Consider the following 23404-nt stretch of genomic DNA (forward strand, 5'->3'; position numbering starts at 1 on the left):
AGAGCAGGCGCTCCGGCCCGTCGGCTCGCCGGTCGGCTAGGCGATCAGCATTGCGCCGCGACCGCGCCTCCGCCCAGCGTGCAGGCGCCGGTGGCCGGCGAATTCTGCGGAACGGCCGCCCCTGCCGTGTTGCCGGAAGCGGCCTGGATCACGCGGCCTTGCAGGCCTTGCAAACCGTCCGACGGCCTTCCGGAACCGACCGTTCCGAACGTGTCGTAGACGGCGCGTGCCGCGGTCGAGATGACCGCCGGCCGGTTGGTCCCGCCGCGAGCGAAGAACACCACCGCGATCCGGCGCCCGTCGGGCAGCGTGACGAAGCCCACGTCGCCCGTATAGCCGTTCAGCGTGCCCGTCTTGTGCGCAACCTGGACGCTCGGCGGCAGCAGGCCGCGGATGCGGTTCGATCCGGTGGCGCAGCGCCGCATCATGTCCAGCAGCAGCGAACGGCTGGACGGGCTGAGGGCATCCCCGGAATCGATCAGCCGGAGCAGGTCGATCATCGCCGCCGGCGTGCTCGAATCGCGTATGTCCCTCAAATCCCGGCGGTCGCTGAGGAGCTGGGCGATCGTCCTGTCGACCCTGATGCCGGTGAGCCGGTGCGCCCGAAGCCAGCGGTCGATCGCCCCCGGCCCGCCGAGCGAGGCCATCAGCAGATCGGTGGCGCGATTGTTGCTGCGCGTGATCATCGAATCGAGAAGGCTGGAGGCCGTCGCGCCCCCTATCGTGTCGCCGAGGCTCCGCCGCCCGGCATCGACCTCCGCCAGATAAGCGGCCGCGACGGCGATCTTCATCGTGCTCGCCATTGGAAAGGGCCGGTCGCCGTTGAAGCTGACCATGGCTCCGCTCTCCAGGTCGAGCGCCGCCATGCCATATTCCCCGGGATTCTCGATCGCCAGGGCGGCGAGACGCTGCTCGAGCGATTGGAGTTGCGGCGGGACTTGGGCCAGGGCCGGTTGGGCGACGAAGGCCAGGAGCCAGGCCAGAAATCCGACGAAACGCATATGAAAATCCCCGCATCCACCCGCGGCGGCCCGGTGCACGGAGCCGCCTGCCATCGCCGCAGCATAGGTGCTTCAGCTTAACATCGTTACTATGGCAAATCTATAAGCGCCTGGATTCGGCCCGCTTTCGCCTCGGTTCGGCGCGCGGCCGGCCATGGGATGGCCGCGTTGCGAGCCTGATGTTCGGCGGCTCGCGAAGGAATGCTTTTCCATCGGGAACAGAGAAAGATCGGGAATCAGGAGCGTGATCTCGAACGGGATGGGGCCGGGCGGCTACCCCTGAGACGATGTTCAGGTTAGCATTCGTGCGGCAACGGCGATGATGAGGATGAGGACGGATCATGACACTGACGGTCTGGACATATGATTGGGTGCCCCAGGGCGAAAAAGGTCCTCGCGGCTTCGTGCGTGATATTCGGCTGCGATGGGCGCTTGAAGAAGCCGGGCTGAGCTATTCGGTGCGCAGCACGTCGTTCGACGATCGGGGACCCGAGCATCTGAAGCATCAGCCTTTCGGGCAGGTGCCGTACCTCACCGATGGTGACATTTCGATCTTCGAGAGCGGGGCGTGCCTGCTCCATCTTGCCAGGAAGAGCGACAAGCTGATGCCGCGGGACGCTGCGGGCGAGGCGGAGACGCTGCAATGGGTGATCGCGGGCCTCAACTCCCTCGAAATGGTGACCGTGCCCTGGTGGTTCCTGTCATTTTCCGAAGGCAGGGAGAATGGCCTCACCGGCTGGCTGAGAATGCGCCTGGGCCACCTTGAGGCCGTGCTTCGTGACCGCGAATGGCTCGCCGCTTCGCGCTTCACCGTCGCGGACCTGCTCATGGCGGACATTCTCCGCGTTCCGGACCTGCGTGAGTTCGCCGCTTCCCCCGTCATCGACGCCTATATCGAACGGGTTTGCGACCGTCAGGCCTTCAGGAAGGCGGTCGCCGATCAACTCGTGCACTTTCAGGCTGCTGACGGGAGCAGAGTCGCTTCCTAGGGGCGCCGGCGGGACGGTGAGTGTCCGCAAAGGATCGCGCGATGCCGTCCCATGCGGTTCCCGGCCGAGCGCCCGGACCGGCGTGGAAGAAGCAGGATTCTTCTCGGGCGCGTTGGGCGCCCGCTCCAGCGGAGCCGCATCGACTCCCTGCGGCACGATTTCGTCGATCGGATCGAGAGGCCGTCGTCGAGCACCAACTCGGCGCCGGCGAGCAGGACGCCGATCGGCTCCATCGACGACGAAGGCGACCGCCATGTGCACAGCGACGAATCCGCGGGCGCCCAGGCTGGCGCAAGTGGCTTGCCGATCCCGACCGGAAACTGGGCCGTCGCGATCGACGATGCTCGTCCGGACGTTCTATTCGCGCAGCTCGGAATAGACGTACCAGTCATGGGTGATCCGTCCGTCCCGCACGCGATACACGGAAAGGCCATCGACCGAAGTCCCGTTCGGAAGCCGAGCCAAATCGTGACTCACCACGAGGTCGCCCAGCGCGATAACGGCGTTGGCCGTCACTTGCGCCTGCTGCTCGTTGCCGAACAGGGTGCGGTAGAATCGCTCCCGGCTGGCGGCATCCACGAGCGTCCGCGAAGGACGGTCGCCGATCCGGTTGGGATCCCCCGAGCTCCGGAAGTTCCGGGCCTGTGGGTGAAAGAGGGCGAGGAAAGCGTCGGCATCGCCCCGATTGTTGGTCTCGATGAACGTGCGCGCGACTTGGATCGATCCGGCCTCGACGGCCCGATCGCGTTCAGCGACTTCGATCAGCGTCCAGACATGCGTCGCGCGCCCATCCTGCAACCGGTACAAGCGCAAACCGTAACCCTCGTCCCGTCCTTCACGCGCGAGGCGAACCACCGCCACGATCAGGTCGCCGACTTCCGTTCGCTCGAGAACCGCCGAAACCGGGGACAGATCCTCCGGATTTCGAAGGGAGCCCGCGAGGACATCGGGATCCGGCGACGGCGCAAAGACCTTGGCGTCTGCCGTCAGGACGGGGACAGCGGCCGTGGATTGGGCCAGGGCAGGCATCGTCCAGGCCAGAAGCACGAGCAAGCCGGGTGTCAGGCGCTTCATGACGGTCTCCTTTGGTCGCACGTGGATCGGGTTCGCAGGGGGATCTGCGCCGGCAATCCGGCTGGCGCTCACAAGTCCGCGGAGCGTTGGAAAGTCGGACGACGCGGTTCGCATGAGGCATGCCTTCCCGATGACCGCACGAGGCTGGACGCGAACTGCAAGCGCCGACAGTGGCGCGCGTCACGGTCTGCACCCATGATGCCGGTCATGGGACAGCGGCGTCCGGAGGAACTATGCTCGGGGCGCGGTGGGCGGCCCCACAAGCGGCAGATGCAGCTTTCCGGTTCAGTCGGCCCGTGCGCTCATGCCGTGCTGGAGGCGTCCCGCCTTGTTCACGTCGCTGAACGCCCCTCTACTTGATCGTTTCCTGGATGAGCCTGACGGTTTCCTCGGGCTCGTCCCAGATCGGAAGGTGACCGCTCCGCTCGAACCAGTGCAGCCTGGCATTGGGAAAGGCAGCCTGGGCGCGAAGGGCCTATGGCGTTAGAGTCGCGGATGTAGCGCAGACCGTCGAAATGCGCTCCGCGGGAGAGACGGAGACATGGAAGAAGAGACTAAGCCCAAGCGTGGCGTCCGGAGCCGTGCGAACGAAGTCAAGCCGTTTCGCTGCAAGCATCTCATTGCTGTGCTCGAATGCCCCAGCGACATGAGGAACATCGGAACGGTGGTCCGCAACGTGAACGCCTTGGGAGTCGAAAAGGTCTATATCGTCGATCCGCGCCGGGCGCTCTCCGACGACTGGCAGGAGCTGCGTGACCGCAAATCCCTCTCGAAAACCTCTGTCTCGGCGGTCAAATGGACGTTCGTCAGGCGCTTCGACAGCACCGACGAATGCTTCGACCATCTCGAGAAGAAGGGCTTTCGATCGATCGTCACTTCACCGCACGTGAAGGGCAAGACCAACGTCATCCTCCATGAAGGCGATTATACCGCGTTCACGAAGCTCGCCGTCTGGTTCGGCAGCGAGGCCATCGGGATCAGCGACGCCGCAGTCGAGCGCAGCGAAATGTGTGTCAACATTCCGATGTTCGGTATGATCGAGAGCCTGAACCTCGGGACGAGCTCTGGCATCGTTCTGTATGAAGTCACGAAGCAGCGCCGGGAATATCAGAGCAGGTTCCGGCGCCGCAAAAAGAGAGGCGAACGCTCAACCCCGTTGCCGACGGTCATTCCCCCGAAAAGCCACGGCCTCATCGCGGGAATTGGGGACGACTATAGCTAAGTCGCGAATAGCCGCCATGGGTGGAAAGCGGACGTTTTGTACGCTGCTAGCTTCCGCTACGTTCGAGCGGGGGCAGCATTTGCTTGTCCCAGTCGGCATAAGCGGCTCGCAGCTCCTCGAACCGGTCACGCCGTTCGCTCTTGAGGTCACGCCGCTCGCCTGGGTCAAGACTGAGGTCGAAGAGGTGCTCATCCTCCCCGTCGCGCAGATACTTCCAGATGCCTCTGCGCACTGCCCCTTGCCTTGCACGGCCCATTCGCCAAAAGATCGTGCGGTCCCGAAGCACTCCGGCGGCAAGGTGGGGCAACAGGTCTGTTCCGTCCAACGGCAATGCGGCAGGTGGCGCCGCGCCGGCCACGGCGAGCATCGTCGCGGTCCAGTCCAGCGTCGTGGCCACCTGGGCGCTGGTGACACCGGCGGGGAGGATATTCGGCCAGCGGACGAAGGCGGGAACGCGTATCCCGCCCTCCCAGACATGGCCCTTTCCGCGAGTCAGCCCGGCCATGTTCGAATATTGCTTCCCGCCATTGTCGCTGGTGAAAATCATCAGCGTGCGCTGCGTCATGCTCCTTGCATCCAGCGCCGCAAGGATGCGGGCTACCGCTGAATCGAGCGCCAACATCATGCCGGGAAATCGATCGGGAGGTCCAACGTCGAGCCCTTGGACGACGCCTGGACCGACCCGCTCCACCGGAAGGTCTCCCGGTTTTTGCCAAGGGGAATGGGGAGCGGTCCCTGGTGGCTGAGGAAGAACGGCTCGCGCGCTTTCTCGATGAATCGCACCGCCTCCTCGGCGATCAATTCCGTCAGGTAACCTTGCGGGTGGACCGGATCACCGTTGCGATAGAGGTCGTGCGCTCCACCGGGATCGGTATGCGCGACATAATCGACCGCTCCTCCGAGCGGGCCGAAAAACTCGTCGAAGCCGTGACGATTCGGATGAAATTGTGGCTGGGCGCCCAGGTGCCATTTGCCGAACAGCCCAGTCGCATAGCCGACGCCCTTGAGCAGGGACGGAAGCGTCGGGTCGGACGGGTTCAGCCCCACGTCGCGGTCTTCGGGAGACAAGGTTAGCGGCTCGTGGAGGCCGACCGGATGGCGCGCGGGATAGCGGCCGGTCATGAGACCGACGCGGGTGGGAGTACAGATCGGCGCGATCGAATAAGCGTGGGTGAGGCGCACGCCATCCGCCGCGAGTCGATCGAGCACCGGCGTCTGGAAATCAGCGCGTCCGTAACTGCTGAGATCGCCGTAGCCGAGATCGTCCGCAGTGATGAGGACGATGTTCGGACGCTGCCGAGGCCCGGCGCGGCCGAGGGGAGAGGCCGCCTCAATGGCGACGCCCGCAGCTCCGGCGCCCACTGCGGACAGGAATCCGCGCCTGCTCAATGAAACGGATTCCATGCGGCCCCCGTCGATGCATCGACAGAGTGCATGAATTCCGCCCCGAATGCCATGCCGGCGAATGTTCGCGATGGATCGCAAGCGGGCATTCACGCGAGCTGAACTGGTGTGCTGCAAGGCCGGTGGTTTGGATGTCCGCTATGAGATCGTTAGCGGACGTTCAGTCCGTTCGGGGCTCGGGGGCGATGGCTCGCTACAGCGTGACCTTAATTGCACAATTCCGGATGAGCGCGAGCCGGGGCGCTGCCCGATGTCGCTTCCAACTTCGCCTGCTCGACCGCTTGGCACAGGCCGGTATAGTTATGCATGGCGGGACCGTAGACGACGCGCACCAGCCGTCCAGCTTCGATGTAATAGGTGACGTATCGAAGCGGGTATCCAGGATGGAAGACGATCTGGCTGCCTTCCGGAAGGATGGGGTAGTAGAACTCACGGACTGACACGCCGCCGTCGGCCAATCGATGATATTCATCCCGACTGACGGTGTAACCCCTCGAACCGCGGGGCGCTCCTTGCCTGTGATCCTGAAGTTCGTTGATCCAAGCTTCGCGCGTTTCATGGACCAGCCTGCTGTCGCGGTACACTTTGACATCTTCAGAAACGAGCGCCTCGAATGCCGACAGATCCTCGGCAGGGAATCGCTCAGGAAGGCCCGCAAATAGCGCGACTTGCGCGTCCCGAACATCCGGTGGAGGCGGCGGCACGGAAGCGAAGGCAGCAGTTGCGAGAATGGTTGGCATCGCCAGGGCACGAACGAGGAGCCGCATCTCCATCTTCTCCCAATATTCGACCTTCCGCCATGTCGCCCGTTTCCTCAGCGTCTACAACGGGTGGAAAGCGGACATCCGTGTGCTACCAACAACACAGACAGGGAGCAGCGTCGTGTCTAAGTTCATCATCCGCCCGGAGCAGGGCGATGCCGACCGCTCGTTCATCCGGGAGATGAATGCGCGCTTGAGCGCTGTTATCGACGCCCCAACTCATTCTAAAGAGGAAGTCGTTGCCTTTCAGGACCGCTTCACCGCCTCCTCTTGCAATGACGGCGCGGGAGATAGTGCGACATTTCTCGCAGTCCTCGATGATGGTCAACGGCTTGGCTATGTGAACGTAAGGGAGAGTGCGGACGAGATCGCGAATGAAAGATGCGGTTACATCGCGCTCCTCGCGGTCGTGGCTGATGCCGAGAGTGGAGGAGTGGGGCAGTCGCTTTTGGAAGCGGCTGAGAGATGGGCGGCCGAAATGGGCTTCAGCCGAATCGCGTTAGATGTTTTTTCGAGCAACGCCCGTGGCCGGCGCTTCTATGAGGCTGCCGGATTTCGACCTGAAACGATCCGCCTGATCAAGCGCCTCTGACACAGGCGCAGCTTTGTTCATGTCCGCGAGGGGTCGAAAACGGGTACTGGCTAAACGGCCGCAATATTTCGATTTGCTGCCGTTCAGCCAAACGCCCTCGCGGCGCAGCGTCCCGCCCGCCGAATTTTCGCAATGGTTGGAGAGCGGACATTCGCCCGAATCCTACGAAGGTGGAAAAAGGGTGCTCGCTTCCTATCTCCGACGGCGATGAAGGACCGTGACGCCATATTGCGCAGCCGCTGGATCAGGCCGTTCGCGCATCTGTTCGGGCACCCCTCATTGTGGCACCTCAATCGCCGGAGCGTTCCGCGAGCGCTGGCCGTTGGGCTGTTCGCCGCCTTCGCCCTTCCTTTGGGTCAGTTCCTCCTGGCCGCCCTCCTCGCCGTTCCGCTGCGCGCGAACGTACCCCTGGCCGCGGCGGCGACACTGGTCACCAACCCCCTTACCTTCTCGCCCATCTACTTCGGTGCCTATAAGCTCGGCAGCTTCCTGCTCCATCACTCGCCCGGAGAGGATGTCGATGAAATGGCGCAGCACCTCGGAGCGATGCTGATCAGCGCATCGGGCCCGACCGCGCTCGGCCTGCTCGTGTTCGCCCTGGCCGCGGCGGCGGCGGGCTTTTGCGCCGGCGCCGCCTGGTGGCGCTACCGGCTGGTGAAGCGCTGGAGATCCAGCCGCGCCAGTGCGTCCGGCGGCCAGTAGGCCTGCGGTAAGGCGTGCCACCGAACGGGTCGCCACCTGCCGCCGAAGCACCTCCGGTTGGGCATCCGAAAGGGTGGAATGCTGACCCATGCTGGGGTCAATCGGGCACGACGCGATGCGGGATAGGGGCAGGGACATGATTCCCGATCACGTGGTTTGTTCTTGATTTGTTCGGCTTGATCTGCTAAGGACAAGGCGGCTCTTTCGCATCGTGGATAAAGCGTTTCCCCGACGAATATCGGGATCTCGGCTGTGGCGACGCCTGGCGGCAACCCCGCGCCAGCGGGGAGTGGAGCCGCTTGGCCGAAGGGCAGGACGGGAGGGGCCGGCATCCGGACCGCCTCCCCTTGACGATCCGGTACGGCTATCCGCGCCTGATCCCCCATCGCGGCAGAAGGCCGGGCCTCACGCGCGAGGGCGCGCCCGCGCGCGTGGCGAGTGTCAATTTCGTCAATTTCACCGCGCCCGCCGAGGCCCGGGCGTGGCTGGACGGGCATCCTCAGGCGGGGCTGCAGATCTGCAGCCGGTTGCCGAACGGATCGTAGAAGCTCGCCACGGTGACATAGCCGGGGAAGGTCTCCGGATCGTCGCAGCGCACGCCGCGGGCGCGCAGCTCGGCGGCCGCGGCCGCGCAATCGTCGACGTTGAGCACGATGGTCGCGCCCGGTGCCCCTGCCCCTTCGGCGCCGGCAGTGGTCACGGCCACGTTGCCGCCATCTACGCCGGTACCGAACTCGACCCAACCGACGTCCGGAAGGTCGTAGAGCGGCATGCCCAGCCCCAGCGTCTCGCCGTAGAAGCGGCGCGCCAGGTCGAGGTCGGTGACTGGAACGGATACGACGTTGATGCCACGAAACATCCTTGCTGCCTCCATCGTCGGAAAGGCGGCAGACTAGGTCGTAGACTCATAAACTGGGAAGGTCCGAGATGGGTGGAAAGCGGACATTCCCCCAACTATCCTGCACTCTTTTGGAGCCGAGAGGTTGAAGATGAGTCCGGAAGATGCTGACGATTTTATTCCGCGCGACGAGTGCGATGTCCTGATTGATCAGTACGCCTTCAGTTCAAGCGATGACTACTCCCGTTTGACGGAGTCGGGCCGCGTCACCTTGGAAATCAGAAGTTTGGACTACTGCCAAGCTATTCAAGACATGGCCTTTGAAGTTCTTGATCAATCCAAATCTGAGTTCATGGCGGCAGTGGTTGGAGCTAGGTCGTCCGAGGCTTTGTCGGCATCCTATAAGGTCGTCGCAATGCGGGAGCTCTTGCGCCAGTTGCTCCCGATACGAGATGGGCTGAAGGCGCGTTGAGGCTGGCATCCACAATGGGTCGAAAGCGGTCATCCGCGCTGTATGAGTTCACGACCTAGAACAACCGCCGCTTGAACCGGGAGCGATTTTTTGGCTTGTGCTGAGCAGGGGCTGGGCTTGTCCTGAAGCCTCAGGCCGCCGGCACCTCCGCGGCCGCCGGCGCCTCGGCCAACGCCTCGACAAGCGCTTCGAGCGTGGCGGGAATCGGGCGGGATGTGGACGGGCGGTCCAGGATCGCGGCAAGCGCCGGCGGCGGCGCCAGCTTCTCGCCGATCAACGGCTCCACGTCCTCCGCGAACTTGAACGGATGGGCGGTGGCGGCGGCGATCCACACACGCTCCTCGCGGCGCCCCGGATCGAGCCGCGCATAGCCTTCGGCCGCCGTCGCCGAATGCGGGCACCAGACATAGCCGGTCCGGCGATGCTCCGCCTCGATGCGCGCCTTTATCGCCGCGTCGTCGACCAGCTCGACGTCGAGCTGGCGGCGCGGATCGGGAAGGCGGGCGAGCCGCTCGAAGTTGCTCGGTGCGCCGACGTCCATCGCATTGGCGATGGTCGCGACCGACGCCCGCGGCTCGTAGGCGCCGCTCCGGTGCCACTCGGAGAGCGTGCGGTTGGCGTTGGTGACGGCGAGCACCGGGCCGATCGGCGCGCCGAGCGCCCGCGCCCACAATGCCGCGACGCCATGGCCGAGATTTCCGGTTGGAACGATCAAGCCCGGATCCACTCCCGTTTCCCGCCTGACCTCGAGGGCGGCCCCGGCGAGATAGACCATCTGCGGCAGCAGCCGGCCGACATTGATCGAATTGGCCGAGCTCAGCCGGTGCCGCCTGGCGACGGCGGGATCGGCGAAGGCGGCCTTCACCAGCCGCTGGCAATCGTCGAAGTCGCCTTCCACTTCGAGCGCCGTCACCGGCTCGCGCCAGCAGCCGAGCTGGAGCCGCTGGAAGGGCGACACCCGCCCGCGCGGGAACAGGATCACCGCCCGGACCGACCGCCGGCCCTCGGCGGCGCAGCCGACCGCCCCGCCGGTGTCGCCAGAGGTCGCGGCGAGCACCGTCAACGGCGCCTCCTCCAGGCCGAGCCGGTCGAAGCAGGCCATCAGGAAACGGGCGCCGAAATCCTTGAACGCGCCGGTCGGTCCGTGGAAAAGCTCCAGCGCGCGAAGCCGCTTGTCGGCCGGGTCGGGCACGACCAGGGGCACCGGAAAGTCGAATGCCTCGGCGCAGATCGCCGGCAGGTCCGCCGCCAGCCGGTCGCCTGCGAAGAAAGGAGCGAGCAGGGAAGCGGCGAGCGACGGAAGGTCGTCGCCATCCAGCGCCGCAAAGTCGGCCGCCGCCCCATGCGCCGGAACGTAGAGCCCGCCGTCCGGCGCGGCGCCGTTCCTGATGGCCTCGGAGATGGATACCGCCGGCGACGCACCCCGCGTGCTGACGAACTTCATCGCGCCGCTCCCGCATAGACCGGCTCGGCGGTCCGCTCGACCCGCACGCCGGGCGAATCGACCGGTGCGCGATAGGCTTTCGCATCGAGTCCGCAGCGCGCGAAGGCATCGGCCATCGCCGCCTCGATAGGGTCGGCTTGTTCCTCCAGGGCCCAGGCGAAGACCGAGGGTCCGGAGCCGGAAAATGAACAGCCGAGCGCGCCGGCGGCGAGCGCCGCCGCCTTGACCACCGGCAACGAGGGCAGCAGCAGCTCGCGCTGCGGCTCGACCAGCAGGTCCTGGAAGCCGGCGCGTAGCAGATCGAGGTCGCCCGTGGCGCAGCCGGCGACGAAGGCTGCGAGCCGCCGCGAATGCTCCACCGCCAGGTGCATCGGCACGTCCGGCCGGAGCAGCCGCCGCGCCGCGCGCGTCTCGATCCGTACCGCCGGGTGGAACAGGATGGAGACGATCCCGATCGGCGCCGGCAGCCGGTAGACGAAGGGAGGGTCCTGGGCGGCGACGATGGCAAGGCCGCCGAACAGGCTCGCGGCGACATTGTCCCAGGGCGGCGGATCGGAGGAGACCCGCTCCCCGTCGAGCGCGAAGGGCAGCAGCGCCTCCGTGTTGAACGGCCGCGGCAGCAAGGCGTTGGCGGCCGCCGCACCGGCGACCGCGCTGGCCGCCGATCCGCCCATGCCGCCGCTTATCGGTATCCCCTTATGGATCGAAAGGCGCGCGCCGAACGAGGCGCCGGCGGCGTCGAGCACCGCCTTGGCCGCCGCCAGCGCACTATTCTCCTCGGGCGTGTCGGGAAGACTGTCGGTGAGCCCGGTCACCTCCCCGAGCCGGACGCCGGGCATCGATTCCCGGACCGCGACCACCTCGTCGCGGGCGGCGTCGAACGCCTGGCCGAGGACGTCGAAGCCGACCCCGACATTGCCGATGCTGGCGGGCGCGGTGGCGGTTGCGAAGGCGGCCGTCATCGGTCAGGCCGACATTCGCAGCATCGCCGGCTCGGCCGCGGCCGAAGCCCCTCCGGCCGAAGCGAGCGAGCGCTGCAGGTCCATGACGTCGGCGAACACCGCAGCGGCGCTCGGCCACCGGCCCGCGCCCTTGCCGAAGACGGCGCGCCGCTGCCCGGCCCGGTCATGGACCAGGAAGCGATTCTCCTCGTTGCGTGCGCCGGCGAGCGGATGGGAAGCGGGAAGCGCCTCGATCCGGACCTCGGCCTTGATCGATCCGTCCGCATCCTGGCTGCAGCGGCCGACCTGCTTGAGCACCTCGCCGCGCGCCAGCGCCGCCTGCGGCTCGCCCGGCGCGATGTCGCGCAGCGACTGCTTGTAGATCCGACCCGGGGGAACGGCGACTCCGAAGGCCTTGCGGATCAGGATCGACAATTTGTCGGCCGCATCGTGGCCGTCCACGTCGGCGGCCGGATCGGCCTCGGCGAAGCCGAGCTCCTGCGCCTTCGCCACCGCGGCGGCGAAATCCCAGCCCTCGCCGAGCCGGCTCAGAAGGAAATTGGCGGTTCCGTTCATCACGCCTTCGATCTCGCCTACGCCGGCATCGGCGCGAACTCGGGCGATGGTCTCCAGGATCGGCGATCCGCCGCCGACCGCGGCCGAATAGGAGAAGGTCGCCTTGCCCGCCTCGGCGCAGGCGTGGAGCGCGTCATAATGGCGCGCCACCGCCGCCTTGTTCGCGGTCACGACATGGGATCCGCGGCGAAGCGCGGCGCACATGATGTCGGCCGGATATTCCGATCCGCCGATCAGCTCGATCACCAGATCGGGATCGCCGTCCAGCGCCTCGTCGAGATTGGCCGTGAACAATGCGCCGCCCTCGCTCGAATGGAGGTCCGGATGGCGGACCAGCACCGGGTTGACCTTGAACAGATCGGGCCGCTGCTCGAGATAGGAGAGCACGCCCGCGCCGACGGCGCCGCAGCCGAGCAGCGACACCTTGAGCGGGGGCCAGACCAGCGGCACTTCCTTGCGCGGCGCCACGTCGGCGATCACCGTCGCCTCGTGATGGCCGATCGCGGCCACCTCGATGACGATGTTCCCCGCCGCGGCCGCGTGGATCGCCTTCGGCTGGATCAGCCCGGCGCTCGCTTCCTCGGCCGCCTCGTAGCCCAGCGCGCCGTAGCGCTCGGCACGCGGGTTCTGCGCCGGATCCTCGGCATAGACGCCGTCGACGTCCTTGAGCAGCCGGACCCGCCTGGAGCCCAGTTGCGCGGCGAAGAAGACCGCCGACAGGTCGGTACCGCCCCGGCCGAGCGTCACCACGCCATGCTCGGCATGGCCGGCGGTGAAGCCGGGGACGACGACCACGTCATGATCGTCGAAGCGGGCGAGCACGTTCTCGGCATCGAGGCCGCACAGGTCGGAATCGAGCGGGTCGCCCTTGGCCTCCAGGCCCATTTCGTGGGGATCGACGGCGCAGGCGCGCACGCCCATCCGGCACAAGGCCAGCGCCATCAGGGCGGCGGAGCGAAGCTCGCCGACGCGGGCCAGCCGGGCGACCAGGGCCGGCGGCGCCTCGCCGCCGACCGCGCCCGCCTGGTCGAGCAGGAAATCGGTCTCCCCGGCCAGCGCCGACACGACGGCGACGATCTTCTCGCCCTCCCGGACATGCCGGTACACTTCCTGTGCCGCCGTCCGGTAGTCGGCCTCGCATTCGAGCACCGAGCTCCCGAACTTCAGCACGCAGAGACTGTGTTTCGCTTCGAGTGAACCTTCGCCTGCCATGGTCTTGTCTTTCGTTCCGGCTGTCCGCCGCAGATAATAAAAAACCCGCTCGCCTGGTGGGGAGCGGGTCGGTGAAGCCTGGTCTGATTTTCAGATGCTCAGCCGGTACCGCCCCGCACACGGGTGATAATCGTGGTGATCATCATAATGGTCGTCGCGCGCGCGTCCGCCGCCATGCCGTTTCCGGCACCGACCTCGGCAGACAGGATATGTGCAACCAGCGACATCGGATGCAGTCTCCAACGCCGTCCGAAGCGGACGACAGCGGCGTTCGACCGTCAAGATGACGGCTGAGACCATCATCCGTCAACTGGGTTAATTTTGTGCTGCACCGGGTTTCGGAGCGCAGGATCGACTAAGTCACTGTTCCAGCTTGAAATTCTATGAGACAAATTTTTCCGGGCCAGCGGGTCGGAACGTGAGATATTCACCGCGTCGGCGTCCTGCGGGCAGTCCCGCTCGATCGTCACCCCGGCGAAGGCCGGGGTCAAGGCCTGCCGAAAGACTCGGCGCGATCGTCCGAATACCGGCCTTCGCCGGCATGACGAGATGCTTCGGCTCCGGTGTCTCACCCGCCCGGCGCAGCCGCGTGGCAGGGTGATCGATCACCCCCGCACCTGCCCCGTCCCGCGCACGACATATTTGAACGTCGTCAGCTGCTCCGGCCCGACCGGCCCGCGGGCATGGAGCCGGCCGGTGGCGATTCCGATCTCGGCGCCGAAGCCGAATTCGCCGCCGTCGGCGAACTGGGTAGAGGCGTTCCACATCACGATCGCGCTGTCGACCGCGTTCAGGAACGCCTCGGCGGCGGCCGCATCCGCGGCGACGATCGCCTCGGTGTGGCCCGAACCGTAGCGCCGGATATGACCGACCGCCTCCTCCGGCCCGTCGACGATTCGGACGGCGAGGATCGGCGCGAGATATTCGGCCGTCCAGTCCGCCTCCTGCGCCGGTTCGATCCCGCCCGCCAGGCGGCGGCTCTCCTCGTCGCCGCGAAGCGCACAGCCCCGCTCGCGAAGCGCATGGGCGATCCGCGGCAGCAGAACGGCCGCCGCGGCCCGGTCGACCAGCAGGGTCTCGGTCGCGCCGCAGACCGAGACGCGGCGCATCTTGGCGTTGACGACGATCGCCTCGGCCATCTCCGGATCGGCCGAGGCGTGGAGGTAGGTGTGGCAGATCCCTTCGAGGTGGCCGAGCACCGGCACCCGCGCCTCGGCCTCGACGCGCGCCACCAGCGCCTTGCCGCCACGCGGAATGATGAGGTCGATCGCCCCGTCGAGCCCGCCGAGCATCAGCCCCACCGCCGCCCGGTCCGCGGTGGGAACGATCTGAACCGAATCGACCGGAAGGCCGGTCTGGCCGATCCCCGCCGCGATGGCGCGGTGGATGGCGAGGCAGCTTCGCAGCGCATCCGATCCGCCGCGAAGTATCAGCGCATTGCCCGAACGAAGGCAGATGGCGGCCGCGTCGGCGGTGACGTTGGGGCGGCTTTCGAAGATCATGCCGATGACGCCGATCGGCGTTCGCACCCGGGCGATGTCGAGCCCGCTCGGGCGGCGCCAGCGCTCGGTCTCGGCGCCGACGGGATCGGGCAAGGCGGCGACTTCCTCCAGCGAGGCGGCGATCGCCTCGACCCGCGACTCGTCGAGCCTCAGCCGGTCGACGAGGGCCGAGGCCGCGGCGACGTCCTCGGCATTGGCGGCGAGGATATTCGCGGCGCTGGCGCGAAGCTCGGCCGCCGCGGCGCGGATTGCCGCCGACCTTTGCTCGGCCGGTGCCGAACGCAGAATTTCGGCGGAGGCGCGGGCGCGCCGGCCCATCGCGGTCATATCCTCGGAAAGGCTCATCGCGCGTGCATCACAAGATCGTCGCGGTGAATCAATTCGTCCGGCCCGCGCCAGCCGAGCAGGTCTTCGAACCTTTCGCTCGGGGCGCCGAGGATCAGGCGCGCATCGGCCGATCCGTAGGCGCACAGGCCGCGGCCGATCTCCCTTCCCTCGGCGTCGAGGATGGCGAGGCAGGCGCCGCGCTCGAACTCGCCGTCGACGGCGACGACCCCGGCCGGGAGCAGGCTGCGCCCGAGCGCGAGCGCCCGGACGGCGCCCGAATCCACGACGAGGCTGCCTGCGGTTGCCAGCGTTCCGGCGATCCACTGCTTGTAGGCGCGTCCCGGAGAGCCGTGCGCCGCCACCACCGTTCCCCGCGCCTCGCCTTCCAGCCGGCGCAGCGGATGGTCGCCGCGCCCGGAGGCGATCAGGGTGGCGCAGCCGGCGGCGCTGGCGATTCGCGCCGCGGCCAGCTTGGTGCGCATGCCGCCGGTCCCGGGTCCGCCCGCCGACGCGTCGCCGGCAAAGGCCTCGACCCGCGCATTGATCTCTCCGACATAGCCGATATGCGTCGCCCCGGGATCGCGCGCCGGATCGGCGGTGTAGAGGCCGTCCACGTCCGACAGGAGGATCAGGAGGTCGGCGCGGGTCATCTGGGCGGCACGGGCCGAAAGCCGGTCATTGTCGCCATAGCGCAGCTCCTCGGTCGCGACGCTGTCATTCTCGTTGATGACGGGGATCGCCTCGCGGGCGAGCAGCATCTCGATCGTGGCACGCGCGTTCAGCCAGCGCCGCCGCTGCTCGGTATCGTCGTAGGTCAGCAGCAGCTGGGCGACGCGAAGGCCGTAGGGCGCCAGCGCCCGCTCCCACGCCTGCATCAACCGACCCTGCCCGGCGGCGGCCGCCGCCTGCTTGCGGTCCAGCCGGTCGGAGCGCTTCATACCCAGATAGGCACGCCCGAGCGCGACCGCGCCCGACGAGACCAGGACGATCTCCTTGCCGCGTCCGCGAAGGCCGGCGAGATCCGCGGCGAGCGTCCTCAGCCAGGCTCGCCGCGCACCTCGCCCGGACGGGTCGATGAAGAGCGACGAACCCACCTTGACGACGACGCGCCGCGAGGCCGCGATCAGCGCCGCCGGCGTCGCCGGAGCCTGACCTTCCCCTGCCAGCTTCGCGATCTTCACTCGCTTCCCTCGCTTTCTTCGCAGATGCAGCAAGGCCACTTGACAGGCCGTGCTTCTATTGTCAGCCTCAAAGATGCGCGTGAACATGCGCCCTCGTCAGGAGCAAGGTGCCATGAACAAAGGACAGGCCATTCGTCCCGCCTCCTTCGTCTCGACCGGCGCCTATATTTTTATCGGCTCGTTTATTGGCCGGTACGCCCGCTGAGGCGTGCCGGAGCCGATTGTCGCTTAACTTCCTGAAAACGAGCCAATAAGCCACCCGAAATGCGCCTGCCCGATGGCGGGCGCGCGGTGGGATCGAGGGATGAAATGCCGAAGACCCAAGCCGCCGAGCGCGCGCGAAGCGGCGACGCCGCCGCCCGGTCGCTCGCCGAACTGCGCACGCAGATCGACGCGATCGACGACGCGCTGCTCGATCTGATCGAAAAGAGGCTGGCCGCGTCGCAGTCGGTCGCCACCCTGAAATCGGCCCGTCCGGACGGGCATCTGTGGATGCACCCGCGCCGCGAACAGGAGGTGATCGCCCGCCTCTCGCGCCGCGCCTCGATCGCCCCGCATCGCCTCGTCGAGCTGGTGTGGCGCGAGCTGATGGCGTTCAGCCTCCAGGCGCAGGTGCGGACCGAACTGGTGCTCGCCGGGCCGGATCCGGACCGGCTCGAGGGCCTTGCCCGGCGGCGGTTCGGATCGGCGGCGCCGGTCCGCTGCGCCGCCGACCCCGCCGAAGCGATTGCCGCCGCATCTTCCGGCGAGGCGGTGGCGGTGATCGCCTTCGATGGGTCGGCCGAATGGATCGAGCGGCTGCCGCCCACCTTGTCGATCTTCGACTGGGTCCGTGACGAGGAGGGCGAGGCGGTGGCGGCGGCGGTCGGCCGAATCGCCCCCGCCGAGCTGCCCGAGCCCGCAATCTCCGCTCAGGCCGAAGCGGAGTCCGAGCGATGAGCTGGACCCCGGCAAGCTGGCGCGAACGGCCGGCGCGGCAGATGCCCTCTTATCCCGACCTCGGTGCGCTGGCGCAGGTCGAATCCCGGCTGGCCTCGGCGGCGCCGCTCGCCCGCGTCGCAGACATCCGGCGCTTGAGCGGCCTGATCGCGGAAGCCTCGGCGGGACGCGCCTTCCTGCTCCAGGGCGGGGACTGTGCCGAGAGCTTCGCCGAGTTCGGCGCCAACAAGGTGCGCACCGTCTTCAACCTCCTGCTCGAAATGGCGGCTATGCTGTCCGCCGACGGCGGCCGCGAGGTGGTGACGGTGGCCAGGATCGCCGGCCAGTTCGCCAAGCCGCGCTCGGCGGCGACAGAGACGGTGGGCGAAATCACCCTCCCCGCTTATCGCGGCGATATCGTCAACGGCGCCGCCTTCGATCCCTTGAGCCGGACGCCCGATCCGGAGCGCATGCTCCAGGCGCACCGCCAGTCGAAGGTGACGATAGAGCTGCTCCACGCCTTTTCGGCCGCCGCTTATGCCGATCTCGGCGCGATCCGGCTCAGTGCCCAGGCAAGGTTGGGACTCGGCTCGGAGCGAGGGCGCTGGGGCGAGGAGGCGCCGCAGCCGCGCGTCTTCACCAGCCACGAGGCGCTCCTGCTCCATTACGAGCAGGCGCTCACCCGCTGGGACGAGGAGAGCGAGAGTTGGTGGGCGACCTCGGGCCACATGCTGTGGCTCGGCGACCGCACCCGCCAGATCGACGGCGCCCATGTCGAATATGCCAGCGGCGTCAGCAATCCGATCGGCCTCAAATGCGGCCCGAGCCTGAGCGCCGACGAGCTGCTCCGGCTGATCGACCGGCTCGATCCGGACAACCGCCCCGGCCGGCTGGTGCTGATCGGTCGGTTCGGCGCCAAGGCGGCGGCGGATCACCTCCCGGCGCTGATGCGCGCGACCCGCCAGGCCGGAAGCCAGGCTTTATGGGCGATCGACCCGATGCACGGCAACACGGTGACCGCCGGCGGCTTCAAGACGCGCTTCCTCGGCGATATCGTCGCGGAGATGACGCGCTTCTTCGACATTGCCGATTCGCAGGGCGTCCACGCCGGCGGGGTCCATCTCGAGCTGACCGGCGACGACGTCACCGAATGCCTGGGCGGCAGCCTTCCACTGTGCGAGGCGGACCTGCCGCGCCGCTACCTCACCCATTGCGACCCCCGCCTCAACGAAACCCAGGCGCTCGATCTGGCCGCCGAGGCGGCCCGCCTGATGAGGAGACGCACCCGGCCGGCGTCGCACGCCGCGTGAGCGAGGCTCCCGCCCTGACGGCCGAGGCCGGCGACCGGCTGTCCGCCGGCCGCGCCGAGGCGCTGCGCGGATCGGTCCGCGTTCCCGGCGACAAGTCGATCTCGCACCGCGCCTTGATCCTCGCTGCGATGGCCGAGGGGGAGAGCCGGATCACCGGACTGCTCGAAGGTCAGGACGTGCTCGACACCGCCGCCGCCGTCGGTGCGCTCGGCGCGGCGGTCGAGCGCCGGGAAGGCGCTTGGCATGTCGCGGGGGCACCATGGCGCTCGCCGGACAAGGTGATCGACTGCGGCAATTCGGGTACCGGCGTGCGGCTGCTGATGGGCGCCGTGGCCGGCCGCCCGGTCGAAGCCACGTTTACCGGCGACGACTCCTTGCGCGGGCGACCGATGGGGCGCGTGATCGAACCGCTGCGGGCCATGGGCGGGCGGATCGAAGCCGCGCCCGGGGACCGGCTGCCGCTCACCGTCCACGGCGGAACGCTGCACGGCATTCGCCACCTCAACGACAAGGCATCGGCCCAGGTCAAGTCGGCCATCCTGCTCGCCGGCCTGAGCGCCGACGGTCTGGTCGAGGTGATCGAGCCGAGGGCGAGTCGGGACCATAGCGAGATCATGCTGAAGGCGTTCGGCTGCGAGATCGAGACCGCCCCCGCGGGAGAGGGCCGGGTCGTGCGCCTCGGCCGCCGGCGCTTCCTACGCGGCACCGACGTCGACGTGCCGGGCGATCCGTCCTCTGCCGCCTTCCCGCTCGTCGCCGCTCTTATCGTGCCCGGATCCGAAGTGACCGTCCGCGACATGCTGCTCAATCCGCTGCGGACCGGACTTCTCACCACCCTGAGCGAGATGGGCGCGGCGATCAGCATCGCCAACAGGCGGGAGGTCGGCGGCGAGACGGTCGGCGACGTCACGGCACGCGCTTCGGGCTTGCGCGGGATCGAGGTCGGGCCGGCGCGGGCGCCTTCGATGATCGACGAATATCCGATTCTGGCGGTCGCCGCCGCCTGTGCCGACGGGGTGACCCGGCTGCACGGGCTGGGCGAGCTCCGGGTCAAGGAAAGCGACCGGCTGGAGGCGATCCTCGCCGGCCTTCGCGCCGGCGGCGTCGAGGCGGAAAGCCATGGCGACACGCTCGAGATACAAGGCTCCGGCTCCGGCTCCGCGCCGCCGGGCGGCGGGCAGGTGTCCACCCATGGCGATCACCGCATCGCGATGAGCTTCCTGGTGCTCGGCATGGCGGCGCGCGCGCCCGTCGCGGTCGACCGCCCGGAAATGATCGCGACCAGCTTTCCCCTGTTTGCCGAGCTCATGCAGTCGCTCGGCGCCCGGATCGAAGCCGCATGAGCGGGACCGTCGCCTATCAGGGCGTTCGCGGCGCCTTCGGCGAGGAGGCCTGCCGGCTTTTCCTTCCCGACCTGAAGCCTGTGCCGCTGCCGACCTTCGCGGCCGTCGCCGAGGCCGTCGCGCGCGGCGAGACCGGGCGCGGCATGCTTCCGCGCAGGAATTCGACGGCCGGGCCGGTGCCGGGCATCGACGCGCTGATGGAAGAGAAGGGTCTTGAGGTGCAGGCGAGCCACGTCCTTCCGGTGCGGCTCCACCTGTTGGCGCGGCCCGGCGTGACGCTGGAGGCGGTACGGTCGGTCGTGAGCCATCCGATGGCGCTGGCACAATGCGCACGGACTTTGGAACGGCTCGGCCTCGCCACCGAGGAAGCCGCCAACACCGCCATGGCGGCGCGCGCGGTGGCGGAATCGGACGATAGCGGCCGCGCCGCCGTCGCCTCCGAGTTCGCCGCCGAGGCCTGGGGCCTGGCGATTCTCATGGGCGACGTCCATGACCGGGCGGACAATGCCACGACCTTCTGCGTCGTGACCCGCCGGAACGGAGAATCGCGGTGAGCCTCAACAGCTTCGGCCGGATGCTGCGCTTCACCACCTGGGGCGAGAGCCACGGGCCGGCGATCGGCGCCGTCGTCGACGGCTGCCCGCCGGGCCTGCCGCTCGGCGAAGCGGACATCCAGCCCTGGCTCGACCGCCGCCGCCCGGGCACCTCGCGCTTCACCACTCAGCGGCGCGAGCCCGACACGGTCCGGATTCTTTCGGGCGTGTTCGAGGGTCTCACCACCGGTTCCCCGGTCAGCCTGATGATCGAGAATGTCGACCAGCGGTCCAAAGACTATTCCAACATCGCCGGCGCCTATCGCCCCGGCCATGCCGACTACACCTACGACGCCAAATATGGCCGCCGCGACTGGCGGGGCGGCGGCCGCAGCTCCGCCCGCGAAACGGCGTCGCGCGTCGCTGCCGGCGCCGTGGCGCGCAAGGTGATCCCGGAGGTGGCCATCCGCGCCTATCTGGTCGAGCTGGGCGGGGATTCGATCGACCGCGCCGCCTTCGACGATGCGGCGATCGACGCCAATCCCTTCTTCTGCCCCGATCCGACCGCCGCGGCGCGGTGGGAGGCGCTGGTCGACGGCGCCCGCAAGGACGGCAGTTCGCTGGGCGCGGTGGTGGAATGCGTGGCGACCGGCGTGCCAGCCGGGTGGGGAGCGCCCCTCTATGCCAAGCTGGACGCCGAACTCGCGGCGGCGATGATGTCGATCAACGCCGTGAAGGGCGTCGAGATAGGCGGCGGCTTCGCCGCGGCGCGTCTGCGCGGCGAGGAGAATGCCGACGAGATGCGTCGCGGCGAGGACGGCCGCCCGGCCTTCCTCAGCAACCATGCCGGCGGCATTCTCGGCGGGATTTCGTCGGGCCAGCCGGTCGTCGTGCGGATCGCGTTCAAGCCCACCTCGTCGCTGCCGATGCCGCTGCGGACGATCGACGCGGCGGGGGAGGAGACCGAGATCAGCACCCGGGGACGGCACGACCCCTGCGTCGGCATACGCGGCGTGCCGGTGGCCGAAGCGATGATGGCCCTGGTCCTGGCCGACCAGAAGCTCCTCCATCGCGCCCAGTGCGGGACCGGATCGTGACCGGGCCGGAGCCGGTCGAAGTCGAGGTCGGGCTCGGCGCGCGCAGCTATTTCGTGCGGATCGAAGCGGGCCTGCTGGATCGCGCCGGCAAGCGGCTGGAGGGCTTCGCGCGCAACGGGCGTCTCGTCATCGTCTCGGACGAGACGGTCTGGGCGCTGCAGGGCGAGCGGCTCGCCGCCGGCCTTGCCGCTTCATCGATCGAGGCGGTGCCGATCCTCGTCCCGCCCGGCGAAGGCAGCAAGAGCTGGGCGGGCCTTTCCGCGCTGGTCGACCGTCTGCTTGTCCTGGGGGTCGAGCGGCGCGACCATCTCGTCGCCTTCGGCGGCGGCGTGGTCGGCGACCTGGCCGGCTTCGCCGCGGCGATTCTCAAGCGCGGCTGCCACTTCGTGCAGATCCCGACTACCCTGCTCGCCCAGGTCGACAGCTCGGTCGGCGGCAAGACCGGGATCAACGTCGCCGCGGGCAAGAATCTGGTCGGCGCCTTCCACCAGCCTGCGGAAGTGCTCCTCGACCCCCTGTGCCTCGACACGCTGCCGCCGCGCCAGTTGCGGGCCGGCTATGCCGAGGTGGTCAAATATGGACTGATCGGCGACGCCGGCTTCTTCGCCTGGTGCGAGGCGCATGGCGAGGCTCTGGTCGCCGGCGACCTGGCGGCTCGGCAGCGGGCGATCGCGATCAGCGTGGCCGCCAAGGCGGCGATCGTCGGGGAGGACGAGCGCGAGACGAGCGGCCGGCGCGCCTTGCTCAACCTCGGCCACACGTTCGGCCATGCGCTCGAGGCAGAGACCGGTTTCTCAGACGCACTGCTCCACGGCGAAGCGGTGGCGCTGGGCATGGCGCTCGCCTTCCGTTTCTCGGCCGAGCGCGGGCTGTGCAGCGACGGCGACGCGGCGCGAGTCGCCGCCCATCTCGCTTCGGCCGGCCTCCCGACCCGCCTTGCCGACGCCGGAATCGAGGCGGAGGCCGGACGGCTCGTCGCCCATATGGCGCACGACAAGAAGGCGAGCGGCGGGCGCCTCCCCTTCATCCTGGCGCGCGGCATCGGCGAGGCGTTCGTCGACTCCAGCGTCGAAATGGACGAAGTGGAACGCTTCCTCGCCGCCGAAGCGGCACAACAGGCAGGCCGACCATGATCCATGCCGAGGTCATCGGCGACCCGATCGCCCATTCGCGCTCGCCGGCGATCCACCGCTTCTGGCTGGAGGCGCTCGGCCTGGAGGGCGAATATCGCGCAACCCAGGTCGCGCCGGGTGGGCTGGCGGTGTATTTCGCCGACCGGCGAGGGGACCCGGGCTGGCGCGGCTGCAACGTGACCGCGCCGCACAAGGAATCCGTCGCCGATTTTCTCGACGAGGTCGGTGCCGAGGCGAAGAAGATCGGGGCGGTCAACTGCATCCATCGCGAGGGCGATCGCCTCGTCGGCCTCAACACCGACGTCGATGGCCTTGCCGAAGCGCTGGCCGGGGCCGAGCTTGCCGGGGCGAAGATCGCGGTGATCGGCGCCGGCGGCGGCGCGCGGGCGGCAGTCCACCTCGCCGTCCGGAGCCAGGTGCGAAGCATCGCCATCATCGCCCGCGATTCCGCCAAGGCGACGTCGCTGGCCGGGCTCGGCAGCGCGCGCACCGAGATCAGGATCCTGCCGTTCGAGCGCAGCCGCGAGGCCATCGCCGGCGCGGCGGCGGTGGTCAACGCGACGCCGATGGGCTTGGCCGGCGCCGACGAGATGCCTGCGCCGACGCTCGCCTCCCTGGACGAAGCGGCACCCGGCTGCGTCGCGCTCGACATGGTCTACGTCCCCCTCGATACGCCTTTCCTGACCGCCGCCCGCGCCGCCGGGCTGATCCCGGTCGACGGGCTGGCGATGCTGATCGGCCAGGCCCGTCGCGCTTTCAGACTGTTCTTCGGCGTGACACCGCCGGCCGACCGGGACGCGGAGCTGCGCGAGTTGCTGACCCGGAAGTAGCG

The 23404-nt window shown here is 68.2% G+C and carries 24 protein-coding genes; 12 read left to right on the plus strand and 12 right to left on the minus strand.

Annotation, left to right across the window (positions count from 1 at the left end):
- Window positions 1–44: 44 nt before the first annotated feature.
- Complete coding sequence (locus tag EKM57_RS13810; RefSeq protein ID WP_243451050.1) at window positions 45–1001, minus strand: serine hydrolase; 957 nt, start codon at window positions 999–1001, stop codon at window positions 45–47.
- A gap of 341 nt (window positions 1002–1342) precedes the next feature.
- Here EKM57_RS13810 and EKM57_RS13815 point away from each other — a divergent pair, with 341 nt between their 5' ends.
- Window positions 1343–1990, plus strand: coding sequence for a glutathione S-transferase family protein (locus EKM57_RS13815; protein ID WP_129793089.1), 648 nt, complete (start codon window positions 1343–1345; stop codon window positions 1988–1990).
- A gap of 357 nt (window positions 1991–2347) precedes the next feature.
- On the opposite strand, the gene EKM57_RS13820 is transcribed toward EKM57_RS13815, so the two are convergent.
- A complete protein-coding gene (locus tag EKM57_RS13820; RefSeq protein ID WP_165357433.1) occupies window positions 2348–3064 on the minus strand; it encodes a nuclear transport factor 2 family protein in 717 nt (238 codons plus the stop codon).
- 541 nt (window positions 3065–3605) lie between these two features.
- On the opposite strand from EKM57_RS13820, the gene EKM57_RS13830 reads away from it, so the two are divergent.
- Window positions 3606–4286, plus strand: coding sequence for an RNA methyltransferase (locus EKM57_RS13830; protein WP_129793091.1), 681 nt, complete (start codon window positions 3606–3608; stop codon window positions 4284–4286).
- Between the two features lie 46 nt (window positions 4287–4332).
- Here the strand turns inward: EKM57_RS13830 and EKM57_RS22690 are convergent, their stop codons facing one another.
- From EKM57_RS22690 to EKM57_RS13845, 3 genes are all read right to left on the minus strand, one after another.
- Window positions 4333–4911, minus strand: a complete 579-nt coding sequence (locus tag EKM57_RS22690; protein ID WP_129793092.1) for a sulfatase-like hydrolase/transferase — start codon at window positions 4909–4911, stop codon at window positions 4333–4335.
- Window positions 4908–5675, minus strand: coding sequence for a sulfatase-like hydrolase/transferase (locus EKM57_RS22695; protein ID WP_165357435.1), 768 nt, complete (start codon window positions 5673–5675; stop codon window positions 4908–4910). Before EKM57_RS22695 ends, EKM57_RS22690 begins: the two co-directional genes overlap by 4 nt.
- A gap of 221 nt (window positions 5676–5896) precedes the next feature.
- Window positions 5897–6463, minus strand: coding sequence for a hypothetical protein (locus tag EKM57_RS13845; RefSeq protein WP_165357437.1), 567 nt, complete (start codon window positions 6461–6463; stop codon window positions 5897–5899).
- A gap of 109 nt (window positions 6464–6572) precedes the next feature.
- On the opposite strand from EKM57_RS13845, the gene EKM57_RS13850 reads away from it, so the two are divergent.
- Both EKM57_RS13850 and EKM57_RS13855 read left to right on the plus strand, forming a co-directional pair.
- Complete coding sequence (locus tag EKM57_RS13850; protein WP_165357439.1) at window positions 6573–7043, plus strand: GNAT family N-acetyltransferase; 471 nt, start codon at window positions 6573–6575, stop codon at window positions 7041–7043.
- A gap of 207 nt (window positions 7044–7250) precedes the next feature.
- Window positions 7251–7745, plus strand: coding sequence for a DUF2062 domain-containing protein (locus EKM57_RS13855; RefSeq protein WP_129793096.1), 495 nt, complete (start codon window positions 7251–7253; stop codon window positions 7743–7745).
- Window positions 7746–8244: 499 nt separating this feature from the next.
- On the opposite strand, the gene EKM57_RS13860 is transcribed toward EKM57_RS13855, so the two are convergent.
- Window positions 8245–8604 (minus strand): VOC family protein, encoded by a 360-nt coding sequence (locus tag EKM57_RS13860; protein WP_206185438.1) that lies wholly within the window; start codon window positions 8602–8604, stop codon window positions 8245–8247.
- 130 nt (window positions 8605–8734) lie between these two features.
- Between EKM57_RS13860 and EKM57_RS13865 the strand changes: the two genes are divergently transcribed.
- Window positions 8735–9055, plus strand: coding sequence for a hypothetical protein (locus EKM57_RS13865; RefSeq protein WP_165357441.1), 321 nt, complete (start codon window positions 8735–8737; stop codon window positions 9053–9055).
- A 130-nt stretch (window positions 9056–9185) separates the two neighbouring features.
- On the opposite strand, the gene thrC is transcribed toward EKM57_RS13865, so the two are convergent.
- The 6 genes from thrC to proB form a co-directional block, all read right to left on the minus strand.
- A complete protein-coding gene (gene thrC, locus EKM57_RS13870) occupies window positions 9186–10499 on the minus strand; it encodes a threonine synthase (protein WP_129793099.1) in 1314 nt (437 codons plus the stop codon).
- Window positions 10496–11461 (minus strand): homoserine kinase, encoded by a 966-nt coding sequence (locus tag EKM57_RS13875; RefSeq protein ID WP_129793100.1) that lies wholly within the window; start codon window positions 11459–11461, stop codon window positions 10496–10498. The genes thrC and EKM57_RS13875 overlap by 4 nt, the downstream gene beginning before the upstream one ends.
- 3 nt (window positions 11462–11464) lie before the next feature.
- The gene (locus EKM57_RS13880; protein ID WP_129793101.1) at window positions 11465–13228 is read right to left on the minus strand and encodes a homoserine dehydrogenase; all 1764 of its coding nucleotides are present in this window, start codon (window positions 13226–13228) and stop codon (window positions 11465–11467) included.
- Between the two features lie 98 nt (window positions 13229–13326).
- Entirely contained in the window at window positions 13327–13455 is a 129-nt protein-coding gene (locus tag EKM57_RS22700) for a hypothetical protein (RefSeq protein ID WP_256386896.1), read from the minus strand.
- Between the two features lie 378 nt (window positions 13456–13833).
- On the minus strand, window positions 13834–15075 hold the full coding sequence (locus EKM57_RS13885) for a glutamate-5-semialdehyde dehydrogenase (RefSeq protein WP_206185439.1): 1242 nt from the start codon (window positions 15073–15075) through the stop codon (window positions 13834–13836).
- Window positions 15072–16238 carry a glutamate 5-kinase gene (gene proB, locus EKM57_RS13890; RefSeq protein WP_243451052.1) on the minus strand — a complete coding sequence of 389 codons (1167 nt, stop codon included), beginning with the start codon at window positions 16236–16238 and terminating at the stop codon, window positions 15072–15074. Before proB ends, EKM57_RS13885 begins: the two co-directional genes overlap by 4 nt.
- A 309-nt stretch (window positions 16239–16547) precedes the next feature.
- Here proB and EKM57_RS13895 point away from each other — a divergent pair, with 309 nt between their 5' ends.
- The 7 genes from EKM57_RS13895 to EKM57_RS13925 are packed head-to-tail and all read left to right on the plus strand — an operon-like array spanning window position 16548 to window position 23402.
- Complete coding sequence (locus EKM57_RS13895; protein WP_165357443.1) at window positions 16548–17177, plus strand: chorismate mutase; 630 nt, start codon at window positions 16548–16550, stop codon at window positions 17175–17177.
- Complete coding sequence (locus EKM57_RS13900; protein WP_129793104.1) at window positions 17174–18466, plus strand: 3-deoxy-7-phosphoheptulonate synthase class II; 1293 nt, start codon at window positions 17174–17176, stop codon at window positions 18464–18466. The genes EKM57_RS13895 and EKM57_RS13900 overlap by 4 nt, the downstream gene beginning before the upstream one ends.
- On the plus strand, window positions 18463–19809 hold the full coding sequence (gene aroA, locus EKM57_RS13905; protein WP_243451053.1) for a 3-phosphoshikimate 1-carboxyvinyltransferase: 1347 nt from the start codon (window positions 18463–18465) through the stop codon (window positions 19807–19809). Before EKM57_RS13900 ends, aroA begins: the two co-directional genes overlap by 4 nt.
- Window positions 19806–20363 carry a prephenate dehydratase domain-containing protein gene (locus tag EKM57_RS13910; RefSeq protein WP_129793105.1) on the plus strand — a complete coding sequence of 186 codons (558 nt, stop codon included), beginning with the start codon at window positions 19806–19808 and terminating at the stop codon, window positions 20361–20363. The genes aroA and EKM57_RS13910 overlap by 4 nt, the downstream gene beginning before the upstream one ends.
- Window positions 20360–21439, plus strand: coding sequence for a chorismate synthase (gene aroC, locus EKM57_RS13915; RefSeq protein WP_129793106.1), 1080 nt, complete (start codon window positions 20360–20362; stop codon window positions 21437–21439). Before EKM57_RS13910 ends, aroC begins: the two co-directional genes overlap by 4 nt.
- Window positions 21436–22572: a 3-dehydroquinate synthase gene (gene aroB / locus EKM57_RS13920; protein ID WP_129793224.1), complete on the plus strand. Its 1137-nt coding sequence runs from the start codon at window positions 21436–21438 to the stop codon at window positions 22570–22572. The genes aroC and aroB overlap by 4 nt, the downstream gene beginning before the upstream one ends.
- Window positions 22569–23402 (plus strand): shikimate dehydrogenase, encoded by an 834-nt coding sequence (locus EKM57_RS13925; protein WP_129793107.1) that lies wholly within the window; start codon window positions 22569–22571, stop codon window positions 23400–23402. Before aroB ends, EKM57_RS13925 begins: the two co-directional genes overlap by 4 nt.
- Window positions 23403–23404: the final 2 nt, after the last annotated feature.

It is taken from the genome of Sphingosinicella sp. CPCC 101087 (assembly GCF_004151485.1).
GTDB lineage: Bacteria > Pseudomonadota > Alphaproteobacteria > Sphingomonadales > Sphingomonadaceae > Allosphingosinicella.

What these genes read in the sequence shown, in the direction of transcription:
- EKM57_RS13810 (WP_243451050.1), bottom strand. Translation starts at nt 1,001, where the DNA reads ATGCGTTTCGTCGGATTTCTGGCCTGGCTCCTGGCCTTCGTCGCCCAA.
- EKM57_RS13815 (WP_129793089.1), top strand. Translation starts at nt 1,343, where the DNA reads ATGACACTGACGGTCTGGACATATGATTGGGTGCCCCAGGGCGAAAAA.
- EKM57_RS13820 (WP_165357433.1), bottom strand. Translation starts at nt 3,064, where the DNA reads ATGAAGCGCCTGACACCCGGCTTGCTCGTGCTTCTGGCCTGGACGATG.
- EKM57_RS13830 (WP_129793091.1), top strand. Translation starts at nt 3,606, where the DNA reads ATGGAAGAAGAGACTAAGCCCAAGCGTGGCGTCCGGAGCCGTGCGAAC.
- EKM57_RS22690 (WP_129793092.1), bottom strand. Translation starts at nt 4,911, where the DNA reads ATGATGTTGGCGCTCGATTCAGCGGTAGCCCGCATCCTTGCGGCGCTG.
- EKM57_RS13845 (WP_165357437.1), bottom strand. Translation starts at nt 6,463, where the DNA reads ATGGAGATGCGGCTCCTCGTTCGTGCCCTGGCGATGCCAACCATTCTC.
- EKM57_RS13855 (WP_129793096.1), top strand. Translation starts at nt 7,251, where the DNA reads ATGAAGGACCGTGACGCCATATTGCGCAGCCGCTGGATCAGGCCGTTC.
- EKM57_RS13860 (WP_206185438.1), bottom strand. Translation starts at nt 8,604, where the DNA reads ATGTTTCGTGGCATCAACGTCGTATCCGTTCCAGTCACCGACCTCGAC.
- EKM57_RS13865 (WP_165357441.1), top strand. Translation starts at nt 8,735, where the DNA reads ATGAGTCCGGAAGATGCTGACGATTTTATTCCGCGCGACGAGTGCGAT.
- thrC (WP_129793099.1), bottom strand. Translation starts at nt 10,499, where the DNA reads ATGAAGTTCGTCAGCACGCGGGGTGCGTCGCCGGCGGTATCCATCTCC.
- EKM57_RS13875 (WP_129793100.1), bottom strand. Translation starts at nt 11,461, where the DNA reads ATGACGGCCGCCTTCGCAACCGCCACCGCGCCCGCCAGCATCGGCAAT.
- EKM57_RS13880 (WP_129793101.1), bottom strand. Translation starts at nt 13,228, where the DNA reads ATGGCAGGCGAAGGTTCACTCGAAGCGAAACACAGTCTCTGCGTGCTG.
- EKM57_RS22700 (WP_256386896.1), bottom strand. Translation starts at nt 13,455, where the DNA reads ATGTCGCTGGTTGCACATATCCTGTCTGCCGAGGTCGGTGCCGGAAAC.
- EKM57_RS13885 (WP_206185439.1), bottom strand. Translation starts at nt 15,075, where the DNA reads ATGAGCCTTTCCGAGGATATGACCGCGATGGGCCGGCGCGCCCGCGCC.
- EKM57_RS13895 (WP_165357443.1), top strand. Translation starts at nt 16,548, where the DNA reads ATGCCGAAGACCCAAGCCGCCGAGCGCGCGCGAAGCGGCGACGCCGCC.
- EKM57_RS13900 (WP_129793104.1), top strand. Translation starts at nt 17,174, where the DNA reads ATGAGCTGGACCCCGGCAAGCTGGCGCGAACGGCCGGCGCGGCAGATG.
- EKM57_RS13910 (WP_129793105.1), top strand. Translation starts at nt 19,806, where the DNA reads ATGAGCGGGACCGTCGCCTATCAGGGCGTTCGCGGCGCCTTCGGCGAG.
- EKM57_RS13925 (WP_129793107.1), top strand. Translation starts at nt 22,569, where the DNA reads ATGATCCATGCCGAGGTCATCGGCGACCCGATCGCCCATTCGCGCTCG.